15 protein-coding genes and 1 pseudogene are annotated in these 18,613 nt (G+C 35.9%); 11 read left to right on the forward strand and 5 right to left on the reverse strand.

Features of this window, described 5'->3' with window-relative positions; all coding sequences use genetic code 11:
* The first annotated feature begins 316 nt into the window (after positions 1-316).
* The 3 genes from B1R93_RS15480 (at position 317) to B1R93_RS15490 (ending at position 3,192) form a co-directional block, all read left to right on the forward strand.
* On the forward strand, positions 317-1,114 hold the full coding sequence (locus tag B1R93_RS15480; RefSeq protein WP_088104872.1) for a hypothetical protein: 798 nt from the start codon (positions 317-319) through the stop codon (positions 1,112-1,114).
* A gap of 33 nt (positions 1,115-1,147) precedes the next feature.
* Positions 1,148-1,993 carry a hypothetical protein gene (locus tag B1R93_RS15485; protein ID WP_088104873.1) on the forward strand — a complete coding sequence of 282 codons (846 nt, stop codon included), beginning with the start codon at positions 1,148-1,150 and terminating at the stop codon, positions 1,991-1,993.
* A 224-nt stretch (positions 1,994-2,217) separates the two neighbouring features.
* On the forward strand, positions 2,218-3,192 hold the full coding sequence (locus tag B1R93_RS15490; RefSeq protein WP_088105649.1) for a quinone oxidoreductase family protein: 975 nt from the start codon (positions 2,218-2,220) through the stop codon (positions 3,190-3,192).
* A 240-nt stretch (positions 3,193-3,432) separates the two neighbouring features.
* On the opposite strand, the gene B1R93_RS15495 is transcribed toward B1R93_RS15490, so the two are convergent.
* Entirely contained in the window at positions 3,433-3,744 is a 312-nt protein-coding gene (locus B1R93_RS15495; RefSeq protein WP_088104874.1) for a hypothetical protein, read from the reverse strand.
* A 206-nt stretch (positions 3,745-3,950) separates the two neighbouring features.
* Between B1R93_RS15495 and B1R93_RS15500 the strand changes: the two genes are divergently transcribed.
* Positions 3,951-4,514 (forward strand): CBO0543 family protein, encoded by a 564-nt coding sequence (locus B1R93_RS15500; protein WP_088104875.1) that lies wholly within the window; start codon positions 3,951-3,953, stop codon positions 4,512-4,514.
* Between the two features lie 287 nt (positions 4,515-4,801).
* Complete coding sequence (locus B1R93_RS23060) at positions 4,802-4,969, forward strand: hypothetical protein (protein ID WP_165763845.1); 168 nt, start codon at positions 4,802-4,804, stop codon at positions 4,967-4,969.
* A gap of 70 nt (positions 4,970-5,039) precedes the next feature.
* Here the strand turns inward: B1R93_RS23060 and B1R93_RS15505 are convergent, their stop codons facing one another.
* The 4 genes and pseudogenes from B1R93_RS15505 to B1R93_RS15520 form a co-directional block, all read right to left on the reverse strand.
* Positions 5,040-6,515, reverse strand: coding sequence for a rhamnogalacturonan acetylesterase (locus B1R93_RS15505; protein ID WP_088104876.1), 1,476 nt, complete (start codon positions 6,513-6,515; stop codon positions 5,040-5,042).
* A 396-nt stretch (positions 6,516-6,911) separates the two neighbouring features.
* Positions 6,912-7,540 (reverse strand): annotated as a pseudogene (locus B1R93_RS15510) (transposase); the annotation flags it as partial.
* 21 nt (positions 7,541-7,561) lie between these two features.
* Positions 7,562-7,717, reverse strand: a complete 156-nt coding sequence (locus B1R93_RS23065) for a hypothetical protein (RefSeq protein WP_165763846.1) — start codon at positions 7,715-7,717, stop codon at positions 7,562-7,564.
* A 456-nt stretch (positions 7,718-8,173) separates the two neighbouring features.
* A complete protein-coding gene (locus B1R93_RS15520; RefSeq protein WP_088104878.1) occupies positions 8,174-9,082 on the reverse strand; it encodes an AraC family transcriptional regulator in 909 nt (302 codons plus the stop codon).
* A gap of 323 nt (positions 9,083-9,405) precedes the next feature.
* On the opposite strand from B1R93_RS15520, the gene B1R93_RS15525 reads away from it, so the two are divergent.
* The 6 genes from B1R93_RS15525 to B1R93_RS15550 all read left to right on the forward strand — a co-directional run bounded on the left by B1R93_RS15525 (position 9,406) and on the right by B1R93_RS15550 (position 18,590).
* Entirely contained in the window at positions 9,406-11,682 is a 2,277-nt protein-coding gene (locus B1R93_RS15525; protein ID WP_088104879.1) for a glycoside hydrolase family 127 protein, read from the forward strand.
* Positions 11,683-12,165: 483 nt separating this feature from the next.
* Entirely contained in the window at positions 12,166-13,773 is a 1,608-nt protein-coding gene (locus B1R93_RS15530) for an extracellular solute-binding protein (RefSeq protein ID WP_088104880.1), read from the forward strand.
* A 187-nt stretch (positions 13,774-13,960) separates the two neighbouring features.
* Positions 13,961-14,818, forward strand: coding sequence for an ABC transporter permease (locus tag B1R93_RS15535; protein ID WP_245308339.1), 858 nt, complete (start codon positions 13,961-13,963; stop codon positions 14,816-14,818).
* A 43-nt stretch (positions 14,819-14,861) separates the two neighbouring features.
* Positions 14,862-15,761, forward strand: coding sequence for a carbohydrate ABC transporter permease (locus B1R93_RS15540; RefSeq protein ID WP_088104882.1), 900 nt, complete (start codon positions 14,862-14,864; stop codon positions 15,759-15,761).
* A gap of 619 nt (positions 15,762-16,380) precedes the next feature.
* Positions 16,381-17,646, forward strand: a complete 1,266-nt coding sequence (locus B1R93_RS15545) for an extracellular solute-binding protein (RefSeq protein ID WP_088104883.1) — start codon at positions 16,381-16,383, stop codon at positions 17,644-17,646.
* A 65-nt stretch (positions 17,647-17,711) separates the two neighbouring features.
* A complete protein-coding gene (locus B1R93_RS15550) occupies positions 17,712-18,590 on the forward strand; it encodes a carbohydrate ABC transporter permease (RefSeq protein WP_088104884.1) in 879 nt (292 codons plus the stop codon).
* Positions 18,591-18,613: the final 23 nt, after the last annotated feature.

Below are 18,613 nucleotides of genomic sequence, written 5' to 3' on the forward strand. Positions count from 1 at the left end.
ATATTGAATTGAAGGGGAAAAACTGCAAAAAAGTTTGTAAGACGATGTAAAATGCACGAGTCATGTTCTTTATTTTATCCTCAACTGTTAGACTATAATTGAGCAATAGAAAAGAGCTCAGTATGTTTATCGTTCTGAAATCTAGGGTAATGAAATAGCGTTAGATAAGGAAGCCACTGAAAAAGGTAAAAACCAGAGGACATGGAAAAGGGAAAAGCACCCTTTTTCAGTGCCCTCTGAGATAAGTCTATTATACATATCAAATAACGTTGCCGCTTATAAAAAAGTGGTTTTGAAAGGGGGTGAATGTGTCGGAATGAACCGAATGATACTAGCAACCTTTTTCTCTATTAGTTTCGCGGTGTGTTTTATCTATCCGCAGTCATCGCATGCATTGGGCTCAACCGTACCTGCTGTGAATGAAGTCGTCGAAGAGGTTGAAGCTTCTACAGAACAGTTGAATATTGACGAAGAGGCCGAACGGGAAACTCAATCAGAGCCCAAGAGCAAACCTCTGATTAACAATGTAAAAGATGCAGCCGAACAGGTTGTCTCAGATACGGCCAAGACAGTAACAGCAACCGCGAACGATGTTACGAAAAAAGTGGACAAAACCGTTCAAGCTCCCGCCGTGAATGAAGTCGTTGATACAATTGAAGAGGTTGTTGAAACGGAAACGAGTGAAGAAGTTGTTCGTCCACCACAGGTAGAACCAAAAGTGGATATCGAGAGAGAACAAGAACGTACCGAGGATGATACTTGGCAAGTCGTAACGAAAGAACAATCAGTTACGGATTCGGAGCCTAAATTGGTTGAAAAGAAAAAGAAGACACAAGTGGATTCAAATTCGCGGAAATCAATGTCAAAGAGAGCGCTATTCCCATCGTCCGAAATAGGATTGCATACAGGTAACCCAGGACAAGGTGGGACGGGGACTAATTCAAGCTCAGGCCAATCAATCTCTTCTTTTTATTGGCTCGGTACGGAAGGTTGGGAGCATCTTGAATCAAGCGCCATGCCTCGAGGAAGCCGTATATCATTTTACTATGATCAATGGTTCCATGCTCCTCCGATACCACCACCACAAGCGATCTCCTTCTTACTCATAGGATAAAAATAAACCTAAAAAAGAAGGAGAGAGTAAATAATGAAAAAGCATATGTTAAAAACGTTGGTGGTCACTTCAGTATTGGGAGCAGTTGTATTAGGAAGCGCGATAAAAGGTGAAGCGGCTGAAAACAGCTCCGCATTTGAACTAGGAATTGTATCAGATGTAGCTGGAGATATTTCACTGCAGTCTAGTGATTTATCAAGCTCTATTCAAGCAGAAGTCGGGTTAGAGACTGAGGTGAAAGGGGAGACTTCTAGTGATAAAATCAACACGAAGTCTCAATCAACAGTCGAAGCAGAAGCAGGGACGGAACAAAGCGGAACGTCCACAAGGGACACAACTCACATCGAGTCTAACTCCAAGGTAGAAGCGGGTCTTAGCTCTAAAGTAAATGAGTCTACAGACCATGAAACGCAGTCTAAATCAGAGCCGGCAGTAGCAGCAGAAGTAGATGGAGAGACTGATGCGAAGGGGTCAGTGAACGCTAAAGCAGACAGTCATTCTCACGTAGATGCAGAAACTGGGATCGAGTATGAAATCCGTACAAAATCCACAAGTGGATGCCATACTATTGAGTCTCGCTCAACAGCTGACAAAGGTCTTAGCCTTCTTACCGATGGAAACCTCGTATCAAACAATGGGGCAGATACCATCAACTTTAGTGCCTTTAACAATACTGACCTAGATGTAGAGCTTGGGATGAACCTAGGGTTTATGACTTTTTCGGACATATTAAACAACCAATGTGTATTTACAGAGGTTCCGACAAAAGTAGAACTTAATCCAATCGGACAATCCAACTCAAATCTTAGTGCACCAGCGCTGGACACAAATGCAGAACTGAAACTAGGGCTCGGTCTTCAAACAACATTTCAGCAATAACATAATAAGAGCACTAGCGTGGGGATTCCCTCGCTAGTGCTTTTTTATATTGAATAAACGATATTCACTGTTTTGCCGTCTGCCATATTAGTATAATAGTGACAAGTGTTGTATATTTCTCTATTAAATTTTTTGGAAAGAAGTGTTTTAAAAGAGCTTTTTTAAAGCAAGGAGAAAAGTAAAAAGTATTCCATTTCATAATGATAAATGAAAGGGTTGGTAAAATGAAAGCAGTATTAGTAACGGAGTTTGGTGGCACTGAATTTTTAAAATATGAAGAAGTAGATATTCCGTCAATTGGGGATAACGAAGTATTAATTAAAGTTGTAAAAACAAGTGTTAATTTTGCAGATATAAAGTCTAGATATGGAAAGAAAGGTGCTAAGCTCCCTTTTATTCCAGGCTTGGATGCTGCGGGGTATGTAGAAAAAATAGGATCGAATGTATCTGATCTTAAAGAGGGGCAAAGGGTCATTGCGTTTCCTAAGAATGGTTCATATGCAGAATATGTTGTAGCATCTGAAAAATTAGTGTTCCCGATACCAGAAGAATTGGATTTTAGAACTGCTGCTGCTTGTCCTATCGTATCATTTTTGTCCCATCGATTACTTTACAATGTTGCAAGAATTCAGCACGGAGAGTCCGTATTAGTTCACGCTGCGGCTGGTGGTGTAGGGACTACAGCGATACAACTAGCAAAGTTAATGGGGGCAAAAACAGTTATCGGGACCGTTGGACGGAAAGACAAGATCCAAACAGCTAAAGAAAGTGGTGCTGACTTTGTTATCTGTTATGAGGAAGAGGATTTTGCCAAAAAGGTTAATGAGCTTACACATGGCAATGGGGTAGATATCGTCTTAGATTCGATATCTGGGACAGTTACAGAAAGTAGCTTTCATTGTTTAGCTCCTTATGGAAGATTAGTTCATTTCGGTAATTCAAGTGGTGCGATAGGAACTATTAAAACAATCGATTTACATTCTAGCTGTAGAGCTGTTCTAGGTTTTAGTCTAGGTACAACAAGAAAGTTAAAACCACATTTATTACAAGAAACTGCTGAACATGTCATTCCATTTTTGGCTACTCAGCAATTAAAGATAAAAGTAGGTCACGAATATTCATTACATGAGGTTGCGAAAGCTCATAATCTAATGGAAGATAGGTTAAACAGAGGTAAAATTATTTTAAACATTTTATAAATAAAACATTATTTTTGTCCATCTATTTTCGGCTTTCGATATAGCTGCTTTTCTTATTAATTAGTCGTAGTGGCTTCAATGCCGCTACGATTATTAATTTTCAAAGATAAAGTGGTTCTTTTAACGAAAACAAACTATTTTTTCTCAGTTAAAACTATCCTCACTAAACAAAATCCGATTGCGAACCATAAAAAAGGAGGAATTCAGAGAATAAATCTCAGATTCATTCTCTAAAAACATTTAATAATTATGATTGTAATACTCGGGGAACGAGCCGGAACTTTGTCCAAAGGAGTAACCGTGATGATTGAATTGATAATCGTGTTTATAAATTGACTGAGGTTTAGTGGGTTTATTTTGAGCTTTCATTTCATGATTCATTTGATAATGATGCGGTTCTTGAGGTTTGTTATACCAATGGTGTCCATGATGAACACCTGGATTGTATCCATGTCCTAGATAGAAACCTGGATGATGCCAAATGTACCCATAATGGAAACCGTGTCCATAGTGGGTAGTCGGACCAATTACGTGTAAACCAGTTGTATACATTTAATCACCCTTTTTTTGAGAGATATGATAGTTTATTGACCAAATGTTTGATTAGAGCTAGTCCTAACTAAAATTAGGCATTTGATGAGATAAAGAATGTGCTTGAATGTATGATTTAATAAGTAAAGTGGAGAGAGTATATTTTAGAAACATTAGGTAAATATAAAGTTTACGCTGACTAAAATATTCGACAGGGAATGCTGAAAATGGATAAAAAATTGGAGAATATGTGGAGGATTTTAGAGATACAGAACAAGGCTGTTCAATTAGATATACAGGGGTGGTTAATGTATGAGGTGTTCACATGGAGTTGGTGGGTTCTTTTAGCATTTTTAATCATCCCGTGGATTATCTGGGGTAAACTAGTTGACAAAACTAGAATGTTAGAAGTGTTACTTTTGGGAACAATCGTTGTGATTATTACTTTATTTCTTGATGCACTTGGGAATGAAATCGGTTTTTGGGGCTACCCTACCCAGCTTATTCCACTTACACCAGAGGCTATTGAATTTGATATGTCAATCATTCCAGTAGGCTTTATGTTGATATTTCAATATTACAGAACATGGGCATCCTATGCTATTGCGCTCTTAGTGATGTCTGCTATTTTTGCTTTTATTGGAGAACCTTTAACTCATTTAATAGAAGCGGTTCTGTATTTAAAATGGACTTACTTTTACTCGTTCGTATACTACATTATTCTCGGTATAGTTACAAAAGCAATTGTAGATAAAGTAACAAGTATGTACGTACCAATTAATAATAATTAAACTGTTATTGAAATATCTTCTTTTGTTTAATTCGAATATAACTTCCCGTATTTTGCCAATGTCTATAGCACATTATACAGTTTCTGTAAAATGTTTTTTGGAAAGATTAGCCAATATAGAATCATTTATCAAAAGTCATGATGTAGGATTTAAAGAGTATGAATACTGAGTAATATCCGATTTATTTCTTAGGAGCCATATAAATTATTTCAATGGCTTCTTTTGTATGTCCTTAATAAAAGTTACAGAAAATATAACTACAAATAAAAAAGAAGGAGACAAGGACATTGGAATTATCCAACTATCAATGGCTTGTGTTAGAAAGGAATATAGAGGTAGCCTTAAAAGAAAAGATCATTTCTGATTATTCTTTGCTTGCAAAAACGAAAAAGCAAACTTTAACTGTATCTGAATTAGCTTGGTTAAATAATGTTATTTTACAACAGCGGAAATAATAAATAGGCAATACTATAAAAACGCACCTGACGAAAGAAAGGTAGGGATATGTCCCTACCCAGTTAGTATTCATTCCTCATTCCCATTATACTCTTTAAGCATTATATGAAAATAGAGTTTATATAAGTAAGCAGCTGCCTCTCCTTTGGTCATGAGGGCACCTTCATGAATGGCTGCCTCAGCTTGTAGGAATTGATTGTCTACATCAGGAAACCCCATGTAAGCAGCTGCTGAAGCTGCGAAATCGAAGTCTAATAATCTGTCTTCAGGAACATCAAGTTTCGTCATCTTAATAGCTTCGTTCGGTGTTTTAGAATTCTCCATTTTCGCGAGAGCAGATAAAAATTCGCTTACTAAAATGTACGCTTCCGGATGGAAATGGCCGTCCTCTTCTCCAGTCATGTATCCTAAGCGGACCATTAATTCAACCTGGTCGCGAGCCCAATAATCCATAGTATCTGGGAACACTTCTTTTAATATATGTTGAGGATTTAATGTATAAGGACGTAAGTCTGCGAGCTTTTCATCAATTTCTTCGATTACCAATCGTGCAATTTGTTTTGCTCCTGCTTCGCGAAAATGGGTGTTGTCATCTAAGCCATCTGGGTAATTAGGATGTTCACCTGGACGCAACTGCATAAAGAGCGGGTCTGTATTTTTCAGGCCAAGGGAATTAAAAAAGGCTAGACTTCTTTGATTTAACTCAAGCAGAGTTAGGTTATTTTCATTTGCTACTTCTCTCATCGCCAAGGTATAGCTAGGGAAGGAGTCAATAAATGCCTCGGTGTCCTCGTGAATTGATCTTCTGTTTACAGATGTCATACAGACTGGAATAGCACCACGTTGTTTTGCTCCTTTAATATACTTGTTGTTTAAATAATCCTTGTATTGTTTGACGCTTACGTACCGTTCGGGCTTTTCTTGATTCATATCATTATGTGCAAATTGGATAAACATATAATCACCGGGTTTAATATCGACTAATAAATCATTCAATCTACCTTCTGTGTAGGCTAACTTCGTACTTCTTCCACCCATTGCACGATTCTCAATATGTATTTCTTGTCTAAAAAAGCGGGAAATAACTTGTCCCCATCCCGCCATTGGTGATTGATCAATAGCATATGTTTTCACCGTGGAATCACTAATTAAATAAATGACAGGATCTTTACTAGCTGTACGTTTTTGTAGGAGTGTAATGGATAGCTCGCTCACTGCCTCGAAAGATGCGGGAATATCAATAATTAAACTTTTTTCAATTGCCGCAAACGTAAAGCTCATGATGGAAACATTGTCTTCCTCCAGCCAGCCTCTTTTCATTTCAACTTCATTTACGAATAAGCCCTGTTCATTTGTCATTTTCCTATTAATTTTTAAGCGAATTAGATAGTCTTCACCTGCAATGACATCTGCACGAAAGGAAATAGAGGTTTCCGTTTCCTCCTGTTTTTGTAAACCATAGCCTTGTTCAGAATGATAAAATGTATTGCGTGTTATGATTGTATAGTCTTGCTTTTTCTCTCCAAAAATATAATATTGATTCACACCATTTTCCTCCTAGTCTATTAAACATATCTCTTCCTCATGAAAAAGTATTATTTAAAACGAATTTATATGAGAAGAAAAGTGATACTACAGGAGGGCACTGAAAAAGGGTGTTTTTCCCTTTTTTAATGCCCTTGATACAGCTTCTTTTTAAGTATTGTAATACGATTTTTAAGTATTAGGAACAATCATAAAACCATATTTTTAAGCGTATTTGCTTTATAATCTATTTTTTATACAACATCTTATAATATGATTATTGTTTAATTAAATCTATAAGCACTTTCTTCAATGTTAGTTATCTATCCTGTTCCGCTTTTTTGTGTGAAAGTCGTCTGACCTAAAGGGTACATCAATTGTTTATAGGTATAGGTAAATCTAGATTTAATCAGTTAATTAAGCATCCCAATTTATTTGGGATGCTTCAGACCGTAGACAAAACGCCTTTGAGAAAAGATTCTCAAAGGCGTTTCTACGTGATTTTGTTTATTTGTGGTTGGTGACACTGGAGGATGAGTGTTTCTCCAGTGCCAATTCGCTAACTTCTTCAGGTTCATGGAAGCGAAAACAAGCATCGCTTGCATTGAATTATTTTCCAACCCTTTTAGATTGGTCCAACGCAAACCATGCTTCTGTGTTGAGATCGGCAAAGACGCGTTCGATGGTTTCCTTCCGCTTCGCGTAAATCTCTTTATTTAAATCCGTATGTCGCAAGTGTTCAGCATCATCTAAGGCACCCTGCCAAATGTGCCGTAAAACTAGCTTCTGATGGTTTTTACTTTTCGTACATTGGTGTAACACAGGACAGTCCTGACAAATGGATGGATTCGATATGGGAGAATCTGATCTTCTGGACATATGTAACAATCATAGTACTCATCATAAACAAACTCGTGTTTTCGGAAATAGCCTGGAGGCGTCATTGGACGTTTATACGGCATGACAGCTCGTGTTGCCTCATCTTGAAGTTTCTTCGCAATACTCGGTGTCTTGTATCCAGCATCTACTTCAACCATTTGAGGTTTGTCACTTTCTCTTTTAGTTGATCAAATATTTTGTGAAATACTTGAGACGATGTTATAGATAAAATCAAATTCCATCGAATGATCCAATTTACGAACAAGGTGGTCTTCAGGAACTAACTTTTCAATCCAGACCATCTCCATTTGCATCCGCCTATCTTCCAACTTTTTTGACATCATCGCCCATTCACCCCAGTCTTGTATTCATCCGTATTATAGAAAAAAACCAGTCAACTGTCTCACATTTTTGAGTATAAAGGATGATAAAAAGGAAGTGGATTCGTATTTCTCCTCTGAAAAAGCGGACGGGATGGGAGGGCCGACTCCTGCAGGAGGAAAGGGCAGGTGGAAATCCACCGGCGGAGCCGGTTAGTTCCACGCCCGCCTGCGGAAAGCGTGCCCCCCATCCCGGTAGCGGATTCGAAGCGTCTTATCATGGCAACCCACAAAAATACTAAAAGCTTGTCGACTGTCTTGTTATAGAGACTTTGTCGACAAACTGAAGCATCCCAATTTATTGGGATGCTTAATTATTTTAAAGTATAAATTCCTTTGTAACATCTAGTTTCTCGAAATAGTTTATGAACAAGTACTTATTGAGGAAAGTATCTATATTGTTCACCGGGGAATTAGTTTTCACTCATTATTCATAGGCATACGATAATAGGCTTTACGAAAATCTGAAGGCGTTACTTTTTCGTATTTTTTAAATAGTCTAGTAAAATACTTTTCATCATAAAAGCCTACTGTGTTGGCGATTGTTTTAATACTTTCATTGGTACGTGTTAGTAATTCTTTTGCTTTTGTTAGTTTAAGCGTATGGATATATTCTTGAACACTCATTCCTACTGTGTGTTTAAAAAGTCGAGTTAAATAATCCTTATTATAATTAAATTCATCTGCAATCATATGAACTGAAATGTTGTTAGTTAAAGCATGAACCCTTATCCATTCAAGAATCATGGCTAGCTTTTTATCTTTGTTTGATTGTTCAAATGAAGTATTGAAATTCGTAATAGTTTGTTCGGATAACTCAATTAATAACGCGGTCGCTAAATAATTAACACAATAACTGTTATAGTAATTTGCATTTGATACATCTAATAATTGCTTACAGAGGATTTGAATTCTTTCGATATGCTTTGGGGTTGAATGGACCGGGAGTAAAATCGAAGGATTCATCCTATTTGTATGGGTATAGCTAGAGGAGCGTATTGCCATGATTTGTTGATCCATTTTCTCCTCATCTAACAGCTCAACAGGTGATGGGAAATAAAAATGGAACCAATAATAAGAGGTGCCAATATCAGAATTTTTATATCCGAAATGTAGTTGCTTTGGTAATAGAAAAAAAACATCACCTGGGTTTATCTCGTACTGTATACCGTTTTGCTCTATATATAAAACATTATTGATATTAATAATAGCTACGTAAAGATCATCGATGTTTCTTTTCATATGCTTCCAAGGTTCATTTGAAATAAAACGCCCCCCGCTAGTAAACTCAACAGGTTTACTTACATCTGTTTTAAGATATTCCCCCATTATTCGTCCTCCTTTTCTATATAGCTAAACCAATAATCTAGATAAATCTTTCAGAGGAAAGTATAGAAAACCTACTATTTAACTTTAATTGGATACTAGATACAATGCAATGGTTAAACATAGATTCTCTTATGAATATATGTAGAAAAAAGGTCGGATTTGTCTACGTAATGTTTTTAATGTTATACCGACAATGTCTTTAAAACATGGTATTATTGATTCACATTAAAATAATGTTTGGATTAACCAATTAATTAATATAAATATCTCGTTAAGATAGTAAGGTAAGTATTAGTTGTAGACAAAAAAAGGAGATCAATCGAATGGATAACGTTAAACTACTTGATGGCATTTTTAAAGATTCCCAGGAGAAAGGAAAAGAGTATCTCGTTTACTTGGATGTCGATCGACTTGTGGCGCCATGTTATGAAGCAGTTTCGCAACCCCCTAAAAAACCACGTTATGGAGGTTGGGAGTCGACTGGAATCAGTGGACATTCTATTGGTCATTGGCTTTCAGCTGCGGCCCAAATGTATACGGTAACAAATGATCATGTCCTTAAGGAAAAGGTTGAATATGCAGTAAATGAACTTGCGCATATTCAAAGCTTTGACAAGGATGGTTACGTTAGTGGATTTCCGAGAACTTGTTTCGATAAAGTGTATACAGGAGATTTTGAAGTTGAACATTTTAATTTAGCTGGTCAATGGGTACCCTGGTATAGCATTCACAAAATTTATGCAGGACTTATTGATATTTATAACCTCATGGGGAATGAGAAAGCACTAGAGGTTGTTATAAAGCTTGCTAATTGGGCGAGTAAGGGAACAGACAATCTTAATGATGCGCAATTTGAGAAGATGCTCATTTGCGAGCATGGTGGTATGAACGAGGCCATGGCAGATCTTTATCTTATCACGGAAGATGAAAAGTATTTAAATCTGGCAAAAAGATTTTGTCATAAAGCGGTTCTTGACCCTTTAGCTAAAGGCATAGATGAACTAGAAGGAAAACACGCCAATACTCAAATCCCTAAAGTAATTGGAGCTGCCAAATTATATGATATTACTGGGGAACAGAAATATAAGGATATGGCGATTTTCTTTTGGAATGAAGTAACGAAACATCGCTCTTATATTATTGGGGGAAATAGTATAAATGAGCATTTTGGACCGATTAATAACGAAAAACTCGGTATTCAAACAACTGAAACATGTAATACCTATAATATGCTTAAGCTTACGGAGCATCTATTTCATTGGTCTCAACAAGCTGAATATATGGATTATTATGAAAAAGCCTTATACAATCATATTCTTGCGTCACAGGATCCTGATTCAGGAATGAAAACATATTTTGTTTCGACACAGCCTGGCCACTTTAAAGTGTACTGCTCGCCAGATGATTCTTTCTGGTGCTGTACGGGAACAGGAATGGAAAATCCAGCTCGCTATCCAAGAAATATTTATTATAAAAAAGATGATCAATTATTTGTGAATTTATTTATTGCTTCTGAAATGATAACAGATGACCGAAAGCTAAAGATAAAGCAAGTAACTGACTTTCCTAATTCTACAAAAGTGCAGCTTTATGTTGAAGAGGTGCAAGTTGACTTAACAACTATTCATATACGCATGCCTTATTGGTTAGCCGGAAAGGCGGAGGCTGTCATAAACGAGGAGGAAAGATACTCCGTCGTTGAAGATGGTTATTTAACGATTGAGCGAAAGTGGTTACCAGGAGATAAGATTGATATAGACCTACCGATGAATCTTCACACCTATATTGCAAAAGATGATTCAAAAAAAGCTGGAATCATGTATGGACCCATCGTACTTGCTGGTGCTTTAGGGAGAGAGGGTTTTCCGGAAAGTGACATTTTAGATGACCATTTAAAATTAAACAATCATCCACTAATAGATGTTCCAACTCTTGTTGCAAGTAAAGATAGTTTAAATGAGTGGATTAAACCGATTAAAAATGTCCCATTAACTTTTGAAACGGATGCAGTCGGACAGCCGGGTAATGTTAAAATCACGTTAATTCCATTTTTTAATTTACATCATCAACGTTATACATTGTATTGGAATTTAATGAACGAGGAAGCGTATCGCACATTTGTAGATAAAGAAAAAGAGGAGCTCGATCGGCTTAGAGCAATAACTGTGGATGAAGTTCAGCCAAATGAACAACAACCTGAAGTAGAACATCAAATTAAGAAACAAAATTCGAATTCTGGGTATTTAAACATTGTCCAAAAGGGATGGCGTGATAGCCGCGATGAAGGTTTTTTTAGTTATGAAATGGCCATTGAGCCAAAAAGACAAATGTACTTACAAGTTACGTACTTTGGTGGGGATCAAACCTTTTTTGTAGATGGAAAGAAATATGAACGAGAATTTCAAATAGTCATCGATGGAACGGTAATTGCGGACCAAAAGCTTGAAGCGAGTGGACGGCCAGATGATACGTTTGATATTTGTTATGAAATTCCTAAATCTTTAACTAAAGGGAAGACAAAAGTTGAAGTGAAATTTACCTCTAAGACAGGAAAGGTCGCTGGAGGAGTGTACGGTCTTAGGATTGTAAATGAAATATAAAAAGAAATACGAATATCTATATAATTAATTTTAAAGTGTAATCAAATTGACCCCGGAGGAGAATTCCCGGGGTTTTTTGTTATGTCATTGTTTATAGGAAATATCTGTTAAGTTAATGAAAATGATGACAATTGAACATCAATTTGTTATTGAAAGAATATGTGATAAAAAAATACAAAAAATTTAAAATTAAGTCGTATTCGTCTACTAATTCTTTGACTTTTCGTACCGACAATTGTGCTGTCTTAGTGGTATTATAAACTTAAATGTAAAGCAATCAATAATTTCAAAAAGGGGGAAGTTTTGGAATTGTCTTGTCTTACAATGTCAAACGTCTAATTCAGTTTATGTTGAAAATGAAAGCGTATTCTATTTTCTGAATAGTCGGACTGTATGTGGGGTTTTGGTGCATCATAGTAATTTGGGACAATTAGTAAAGTTGTTTTAAAAAGTAGAAAAACGTTAAAAACAGGGGGAAACCAAATGAAAAAGTATATTGCAGTTTTTCTAGTTTTTTGTTTACTTAGTATAGCTTTAATAGGTTGTAGCAAGGATACTAGCAAAGAACAAACAGAGGATGGCAAGGTCATCTTAACTGGTCTCATACTTAAACATCCACTTACTAAAAATATTGCTGAAATGGAATGGTTACAAGAGGCAGAAGAACGTGCAGGTGTATCAATTAAATGGGAAGAAGTATCAGCAGATTGGGACCAGAAAAAAGGGGCCATGCTAGCTGGTGGTGATATTCCTGATTTAATCGTTGGGCCAAATGCGATAACTGATGCCGATTTTGCTAAATTTCCAGGTTTGTTTCAGGATTTAACTGAACTCATTGCTGAACATGGACCCAATGTGCAAACAATGTTTCATGAAAAGCCTGAGACTGAAATCATTGCAACACAGCTTGATGGAGAAATTCTTGGTCTACCTAAATACCAAAGGTTTTGGCCAGAGACTGCAACAAGACAATTTATAAATAAACAATGGCTGGATAATTTAGGTTTAGATATGCCGACAAATTGGGATGAATTGTATCAAGTGTTGAAAGCGTTTAAAGAGCAAGATGCTAATGGTAATGGTGATCCAAACGATGAGATACCAATGGATTTTGCCCCAACAGGTACAACTGGATTTGGTTTCTTTCAACCGACAGTTCTTTTGGGAAGTACTGGAATGACTATTTCCGGTGGTGGTGGCCAAGGTTACTTTGTTGAAGATGGTCAAGTGAAAAACTTTTTGATAGACGAACGATATAAAGAACTAGTTCAATTTTTAAACAAGCTTTGGGCTGATGATTTGATTAATTCCGAAGTGTTTACGCAAGACTATTCTAGTTTCCAATCAATTTCTCGTGGTGAAGGCTCTAACGCCAAGATTGGCTACACGTATGGTTGGGAGTTAACTGACAGATTTGGTAATGAATTATCGACACAATACGAACCAATGCCACAAATCAAGGTATCAGCTAGCTCAGCTGATGAAGTGTCGTGGAGCTATGATTATAACCAATTAAACTATGGTATTAATATGGTTCAAATGTCATCAGCTACGAAAAATAAAGAAGCAGCGATGAAATTTATAAATGAGTTGTACGATCCGAAAGTGAGTATGCAGGTGTTATTCGGTTCAATTGGTCCGAATATTTCAGATAATGGGGATGGCTCTTATAGTGTATTACCACCGCAAGATGAATCGATGGATCCGGGTACATGGAAGTGGACATCAACTTGGGCCGATAATGGACCGATGTATATTTCAGACTCATTAGAATTAGAGCTAGGTACTGATATGCAATCAGTTGATTCGCAAACTGAACCATTAATGAGTGCATTTGAATCAATTGATACGGTTAAAGATGTGTATCCAGGAATGTTCGTTAAGTACACGGATGAAGATAATAATAAAATGAGCTTAACAAACACTGAACTCATGAATCTAGCAATGGCTAAGTATTCTCAATGGATTACAGAAGGTGGAATAGAAACTGAGTGGGATTCGTATGTTGAGCAATTAAAGAATATAGGGATTGAACAAAATATTGAGATTATGCAATCTTACTACGATGACTATGTAAGTGCTATTCAATAAGTAGACTAGTTGGAGGATGCTATACCAGTTATCAAAAAGGTATAGCATCTTTCATCATAAAGGGGAGAATCAATTTATGGCCTTTATAAACTCTCAAACCAAAAAAGAGACTCAGTTACCAAATTTAAAGGTTGAAAAAAAACCGACGATTGCCAATACATTTAAACGCGATTATCAATTATGGCTGATGATCCTTCCGGCAATTATTTGCGTCATTATTTTTAATTATATTCCAATGTATGGCATTCAACTGGCTTTTCGAGAATATAACTTTGCTGCAGGTCTGACTGGAGGAGAGTGGGTAGGTTTAAAATACTTCTATCAATTTATTGAAAGTCATATGTTTGGTGACCTAATTAGAAATACTCTTCTTATTAGCTTAGCCACAATTATTGTAGGTTTTCCAGCTCCTATTATTTTGGCGCTGTTAATAAACCAAATTACATTCAAACGAGCGAAGAGAGTATTACAAACGACTGTTTATTTACCACATTTTATTTCGATTGTTGTGTTAGTAGGTTTGTTAAATGTCTTATTATCACCAAACACAGGGATTATTGGACATTTTCTAAATGTGGTTGGTTTGGGTAACGTAAATTTATTAGCATCTGTTAACGCATTTATACCCGTTTATGTTCTTTCTGATGTTTGGCAGCATGTTGGCTGGAATAGCATTATTTATTTGGCTGCGCTTGCTGGTGTTGATCCACAGCTGTATGATTCGGCTAAGATTGATGGAGCTAGTAGATGGCAAATAATAAGGAATGTAGAGATTCCCGCTATCATACCAACAATTATCATACTGCTTATCCTTAACATGGGTACGATTATTAGTACGGGCTTTGAAAAGATCTATTTAATGCAGAACACATTAAACCTACCTATTTCAGAGGTAATCGAGACGTATGTATACAAAGTCGGGATTATGTCTAATCAATTTAGTTACGCAGCAGCCATCGGGTTGTTTAATACACTCATTAATTTTTCACTGCTAGTAATGGTCAATTATATTGCAAAAAGAACGTCAAAAATTAGTTTATGGTAAGGGGATTTAGTGAATGGATTAAACCTGTAAGGAGGAAAAGGTCATGGATATACTTAAACGCAAAAAGCCTTCAGACTTACTGTTTGATATATTTGTTTATACAGCATGTTTAGTGATTTTCTTAATTATTGCATATCCATTATATTTTGTTATTATCGCGTCAGTTAGTGACTCAACGATGGTCTCAACAGGCCAAGTATTATTATTTCCAAAGGGATTTAGTTTATTTGGATATCAGGAAATTTTTCAGGATTCAAGAATTTGGACGGGGTATAAGAATACATTAATCTATTCTTTCGGAGGTACTTTTGTTAATTTACTTTTAACGTTGCCGGCAGCCTATGTTCTTTCGAGATATGAATTTAGAGCGAGACGGTTTTTAATGTTTTTCTTTGTATTTACGATGTTTTTTAATGGAGGGTTAATACCTACTTATTTATTAATGAAAGATTTAAACTTAATTAACACGATGTGGGTATTTATTTTTAACCCAGCAACAGTTAATGTATTTAATCTAATTATTACGCGAACCTTCTTTGAACATACGATCCCAAGAGAAATGTATGAAGCTGCGTCGATAGACGGTTGTAATCACTTTAAATTTTTTATAAAAATGGTATTGCCTCTATCAAAAGCAGTAATATCTGTTATTGGCTTATATTATCTCGTATTTCATTGGAATAACTTCTTCACGGGGTTAATTTACGTACGAGATTATAGTTTACAGCCACTGCAGATTGTATTAAGAGATATTCTAATTTCCAATCAAGTATTTGCTGAAGGAGCTGGAAGTGGAGGAGCATCTGGAGGGTACGCCCAGAGATATGCGGATCAAATTAAATATGGTGTTATCATCGTATCAACTTTACCGATATTAATCATATACCCATTCATACAAAAATACTTTGAAAAAGGTGTATTAATTGGCTCGGTAAAAGGATAATACTCAAAATTCCATTTGGATTATCAATTGCTCTAAATAAAAGATAGGAAGGCAAATGTATCGTCATCTTAACTGGGTAAGACATAAGCTTTTGAATAGTGTTGATTAATAATAAAGGATAAAAAAAGAACCTCTTATAGCAGGTTCTATTTTTTTATGAATTTATTTAAAGTCAATTAAATAATGAAAATGTTAATTGCGGAGGTGTTCTATTAGACAAAATAAATCAGAAATAGACAAAAAGACTTATATATAACCTTTTATTGTAAATTATATAGTTTTTTTATAGTTGTTTTTTGTTATTAACACTTATCGTTCGATTGATTTTATAGATTTCAAATTACAAATTTGGTAAAAAATTCTCATGAGGGTGTCAATGATTTCTAGTAATATTAATTTGTTGGTAAATATATTAATAAGTATATTTATATTGTGATATATGTCAATTATTTACCGATTGGAGACTATTTGTTTAAGGAGGTTTAAAAAGGTTATCTGTCATTTTATGATGAAGAACAAAGTACGAGTCAAGAACATGTAAATTTTGAAACCGCTTAAAGTGTTAGTTACAAGCTTATAGCTAGGAATCTAAAAGTGGTAAAACGAGGGGGAAAAACAAATGAAAAAAGGATTAATGTTTTTATTTACGTTGTCATTGTCCATTTCACTATTAGTAGGTTGTGGTGGTGGAAATGAAAATACAATCGAATTTTGGACACCGCTAACAGGTGATGACGGTGCTTACATGGATCAACTAGTTAAGGATTATAATGCAACTGAACCAGAATTTGAAGTGAAGCATGTGATTACATCTGATATGTATACAAAGATGTATACCGTTTTAAATTCAGGAAACGGAATCCCTGATTTAGCAATTATTCATGCCGATCGTGTCCCGAACTTTGTTAAGCAAGGTTTATTAGAGCCAATGACCAGTGTCATGGAGGTTCAACCAGAATTAAAAGAAGAGAATTACTTAGCGGAAGCATGGAATTCAGGTAATGTTGATGGAACGCAGTATACAATTCCTTTAGATATTCATAGTAGTGCAATGTACTATAATAAAGAATTACTTGCTAAATATGGAGTAGAAAACTGGTTAGATGATGATGTGGTTACGTTCGACGAAATGTTAACTTTACAAGGTAAACTTGATGAAGGACAATACGTGCTTAACGATGCGTTATTAAGCTGGGTTATTTTTGCACAGATTCAAAACCTAGGTGGAGATATACAGGATGAAAATGGAGAACCAGCTGTAAATACTCCTGAAATGAAACAAGCAATTGAAGCGGTGAAAGAACTTAAGGATGCAGGCTTAATGACACCTTATGGTGAAGATGGCTACTTAATGTTCCAATCTGGTGATGTATTATTCTCTACAGACGGTACTTGGAGTTCAATTGGACATTCCCAGGTTGAAAATTTGGACTTTGGTGTAACAAATGTTTACTCATTTGATCCTGAGACGTTCCATAACAGAGCTTCTTCTCACTTGTTTGCAATGTTAAGTAGTGAAGATAGAACAGATGAAAAAGAGCAAGGGATTAGCGAATTTTTAGAATTTATCCGTCAAAATTCGATCGAATGGGCAGAAGCTGGCCAAATCGTAGCAAGTGTTGATGTGATTGAAAGTCCAGAATATGGGGACTTTATCCAATCATTCTTTACTTCTAGTGAAAAACAAACAGAATCTTTATACATTTACACATATGAGCACTATCCATATATTGCAGAAGCATTAGACAGCTATGTTGCTGATATGGTTCATGGAGAAATCGATATTGATACAGGATTAGCAGAAATGCAACGATTCGTTGACGATAAGGTTTCTGAAGGCGCATTAGATATAGAAAACGTGGTAACCGAAGAAGAGGGAGAATAGATACTATAAAGTAATGTGCCAATTCTTTTGGCACATTACTTTTAAACAAAGGAGTTTGTATAGCGATGAAAAAGAAAATGAATCTGACACCTGTTTTCTTTGTCGGTCCCCATATCATTTTATTTGCTGTTTTCATTTTATTACCAACCATTTTCGGTATATATGCATCATTTACTAAATGGAATCTAGTTAGTGATCCTGTTTGGGTTGGACTTGATAATTATAAAACGATATTATTTAACTCGGATTCGACCTTTTATTATCAATTTTATAACGGGATGAAAAACACGTTAATTTTTGTTGTCTTAAGTGTCCCGTTAATGATTATTATTCCGTTATTAATTGCAGCTTCTTTGGAACATAAGGAAGTCAAATTCAAAAATTTATTTCAAACACTTGTTTATGTGCCGGGATTAATATCGATTTCTGCAGCGGCGCTTATTTGGTCGTTAATTTTTAACAAACAATTAGGGGTCGTGAGTAATGTATTTGGTTCGGAACCAGTATGGGCTGCAACTCAGCCATATGCTTGGATAACGATTATTGTAATTACGATTTGGGCTGGTATTGGTGGAAACATGATTATTTATCGTGCTTCCATTAATGGCGTTTCAGAGGATTTATATGAATCTGCAGAAATTGATGGTGCGGGTCCAGTTCGGAAATTCTTTAGTATTACCTTACCGTCTATTCGTTTTCCGTTAATTTATACGCTAGTTATGACAACAGCTGGAGCTTTTAATGTTTTTGCTCAACCTTTAATGATGACAGATGGTGGGCCGCGGCAAAGTACGACTGTTTTAATGATGTATATTCGTGATCTAGCCTTTAGTCATGGTGAATCGATAGCAGGTATTGCTTCAGCTATGGCAGTTATGCTTGGATTGGTTTTATTAATTATTTCCGCAGTTCAATATTATTTAATGAATCGCAATGCTGTATAAGACAACGGATTGATTTAAACGGA

Source organism: Halalkalibacter urbisdiaboli (genome assembly GCF_002156385.1).
In the GTDB taxonomy this organism is placed as follows: Bacteria; Bacillota; Bacilli; order Bacillales; family Bacillaceae_D; genus Halalkalibacter_A; species Halalkalibacter_A urbisdiaboli.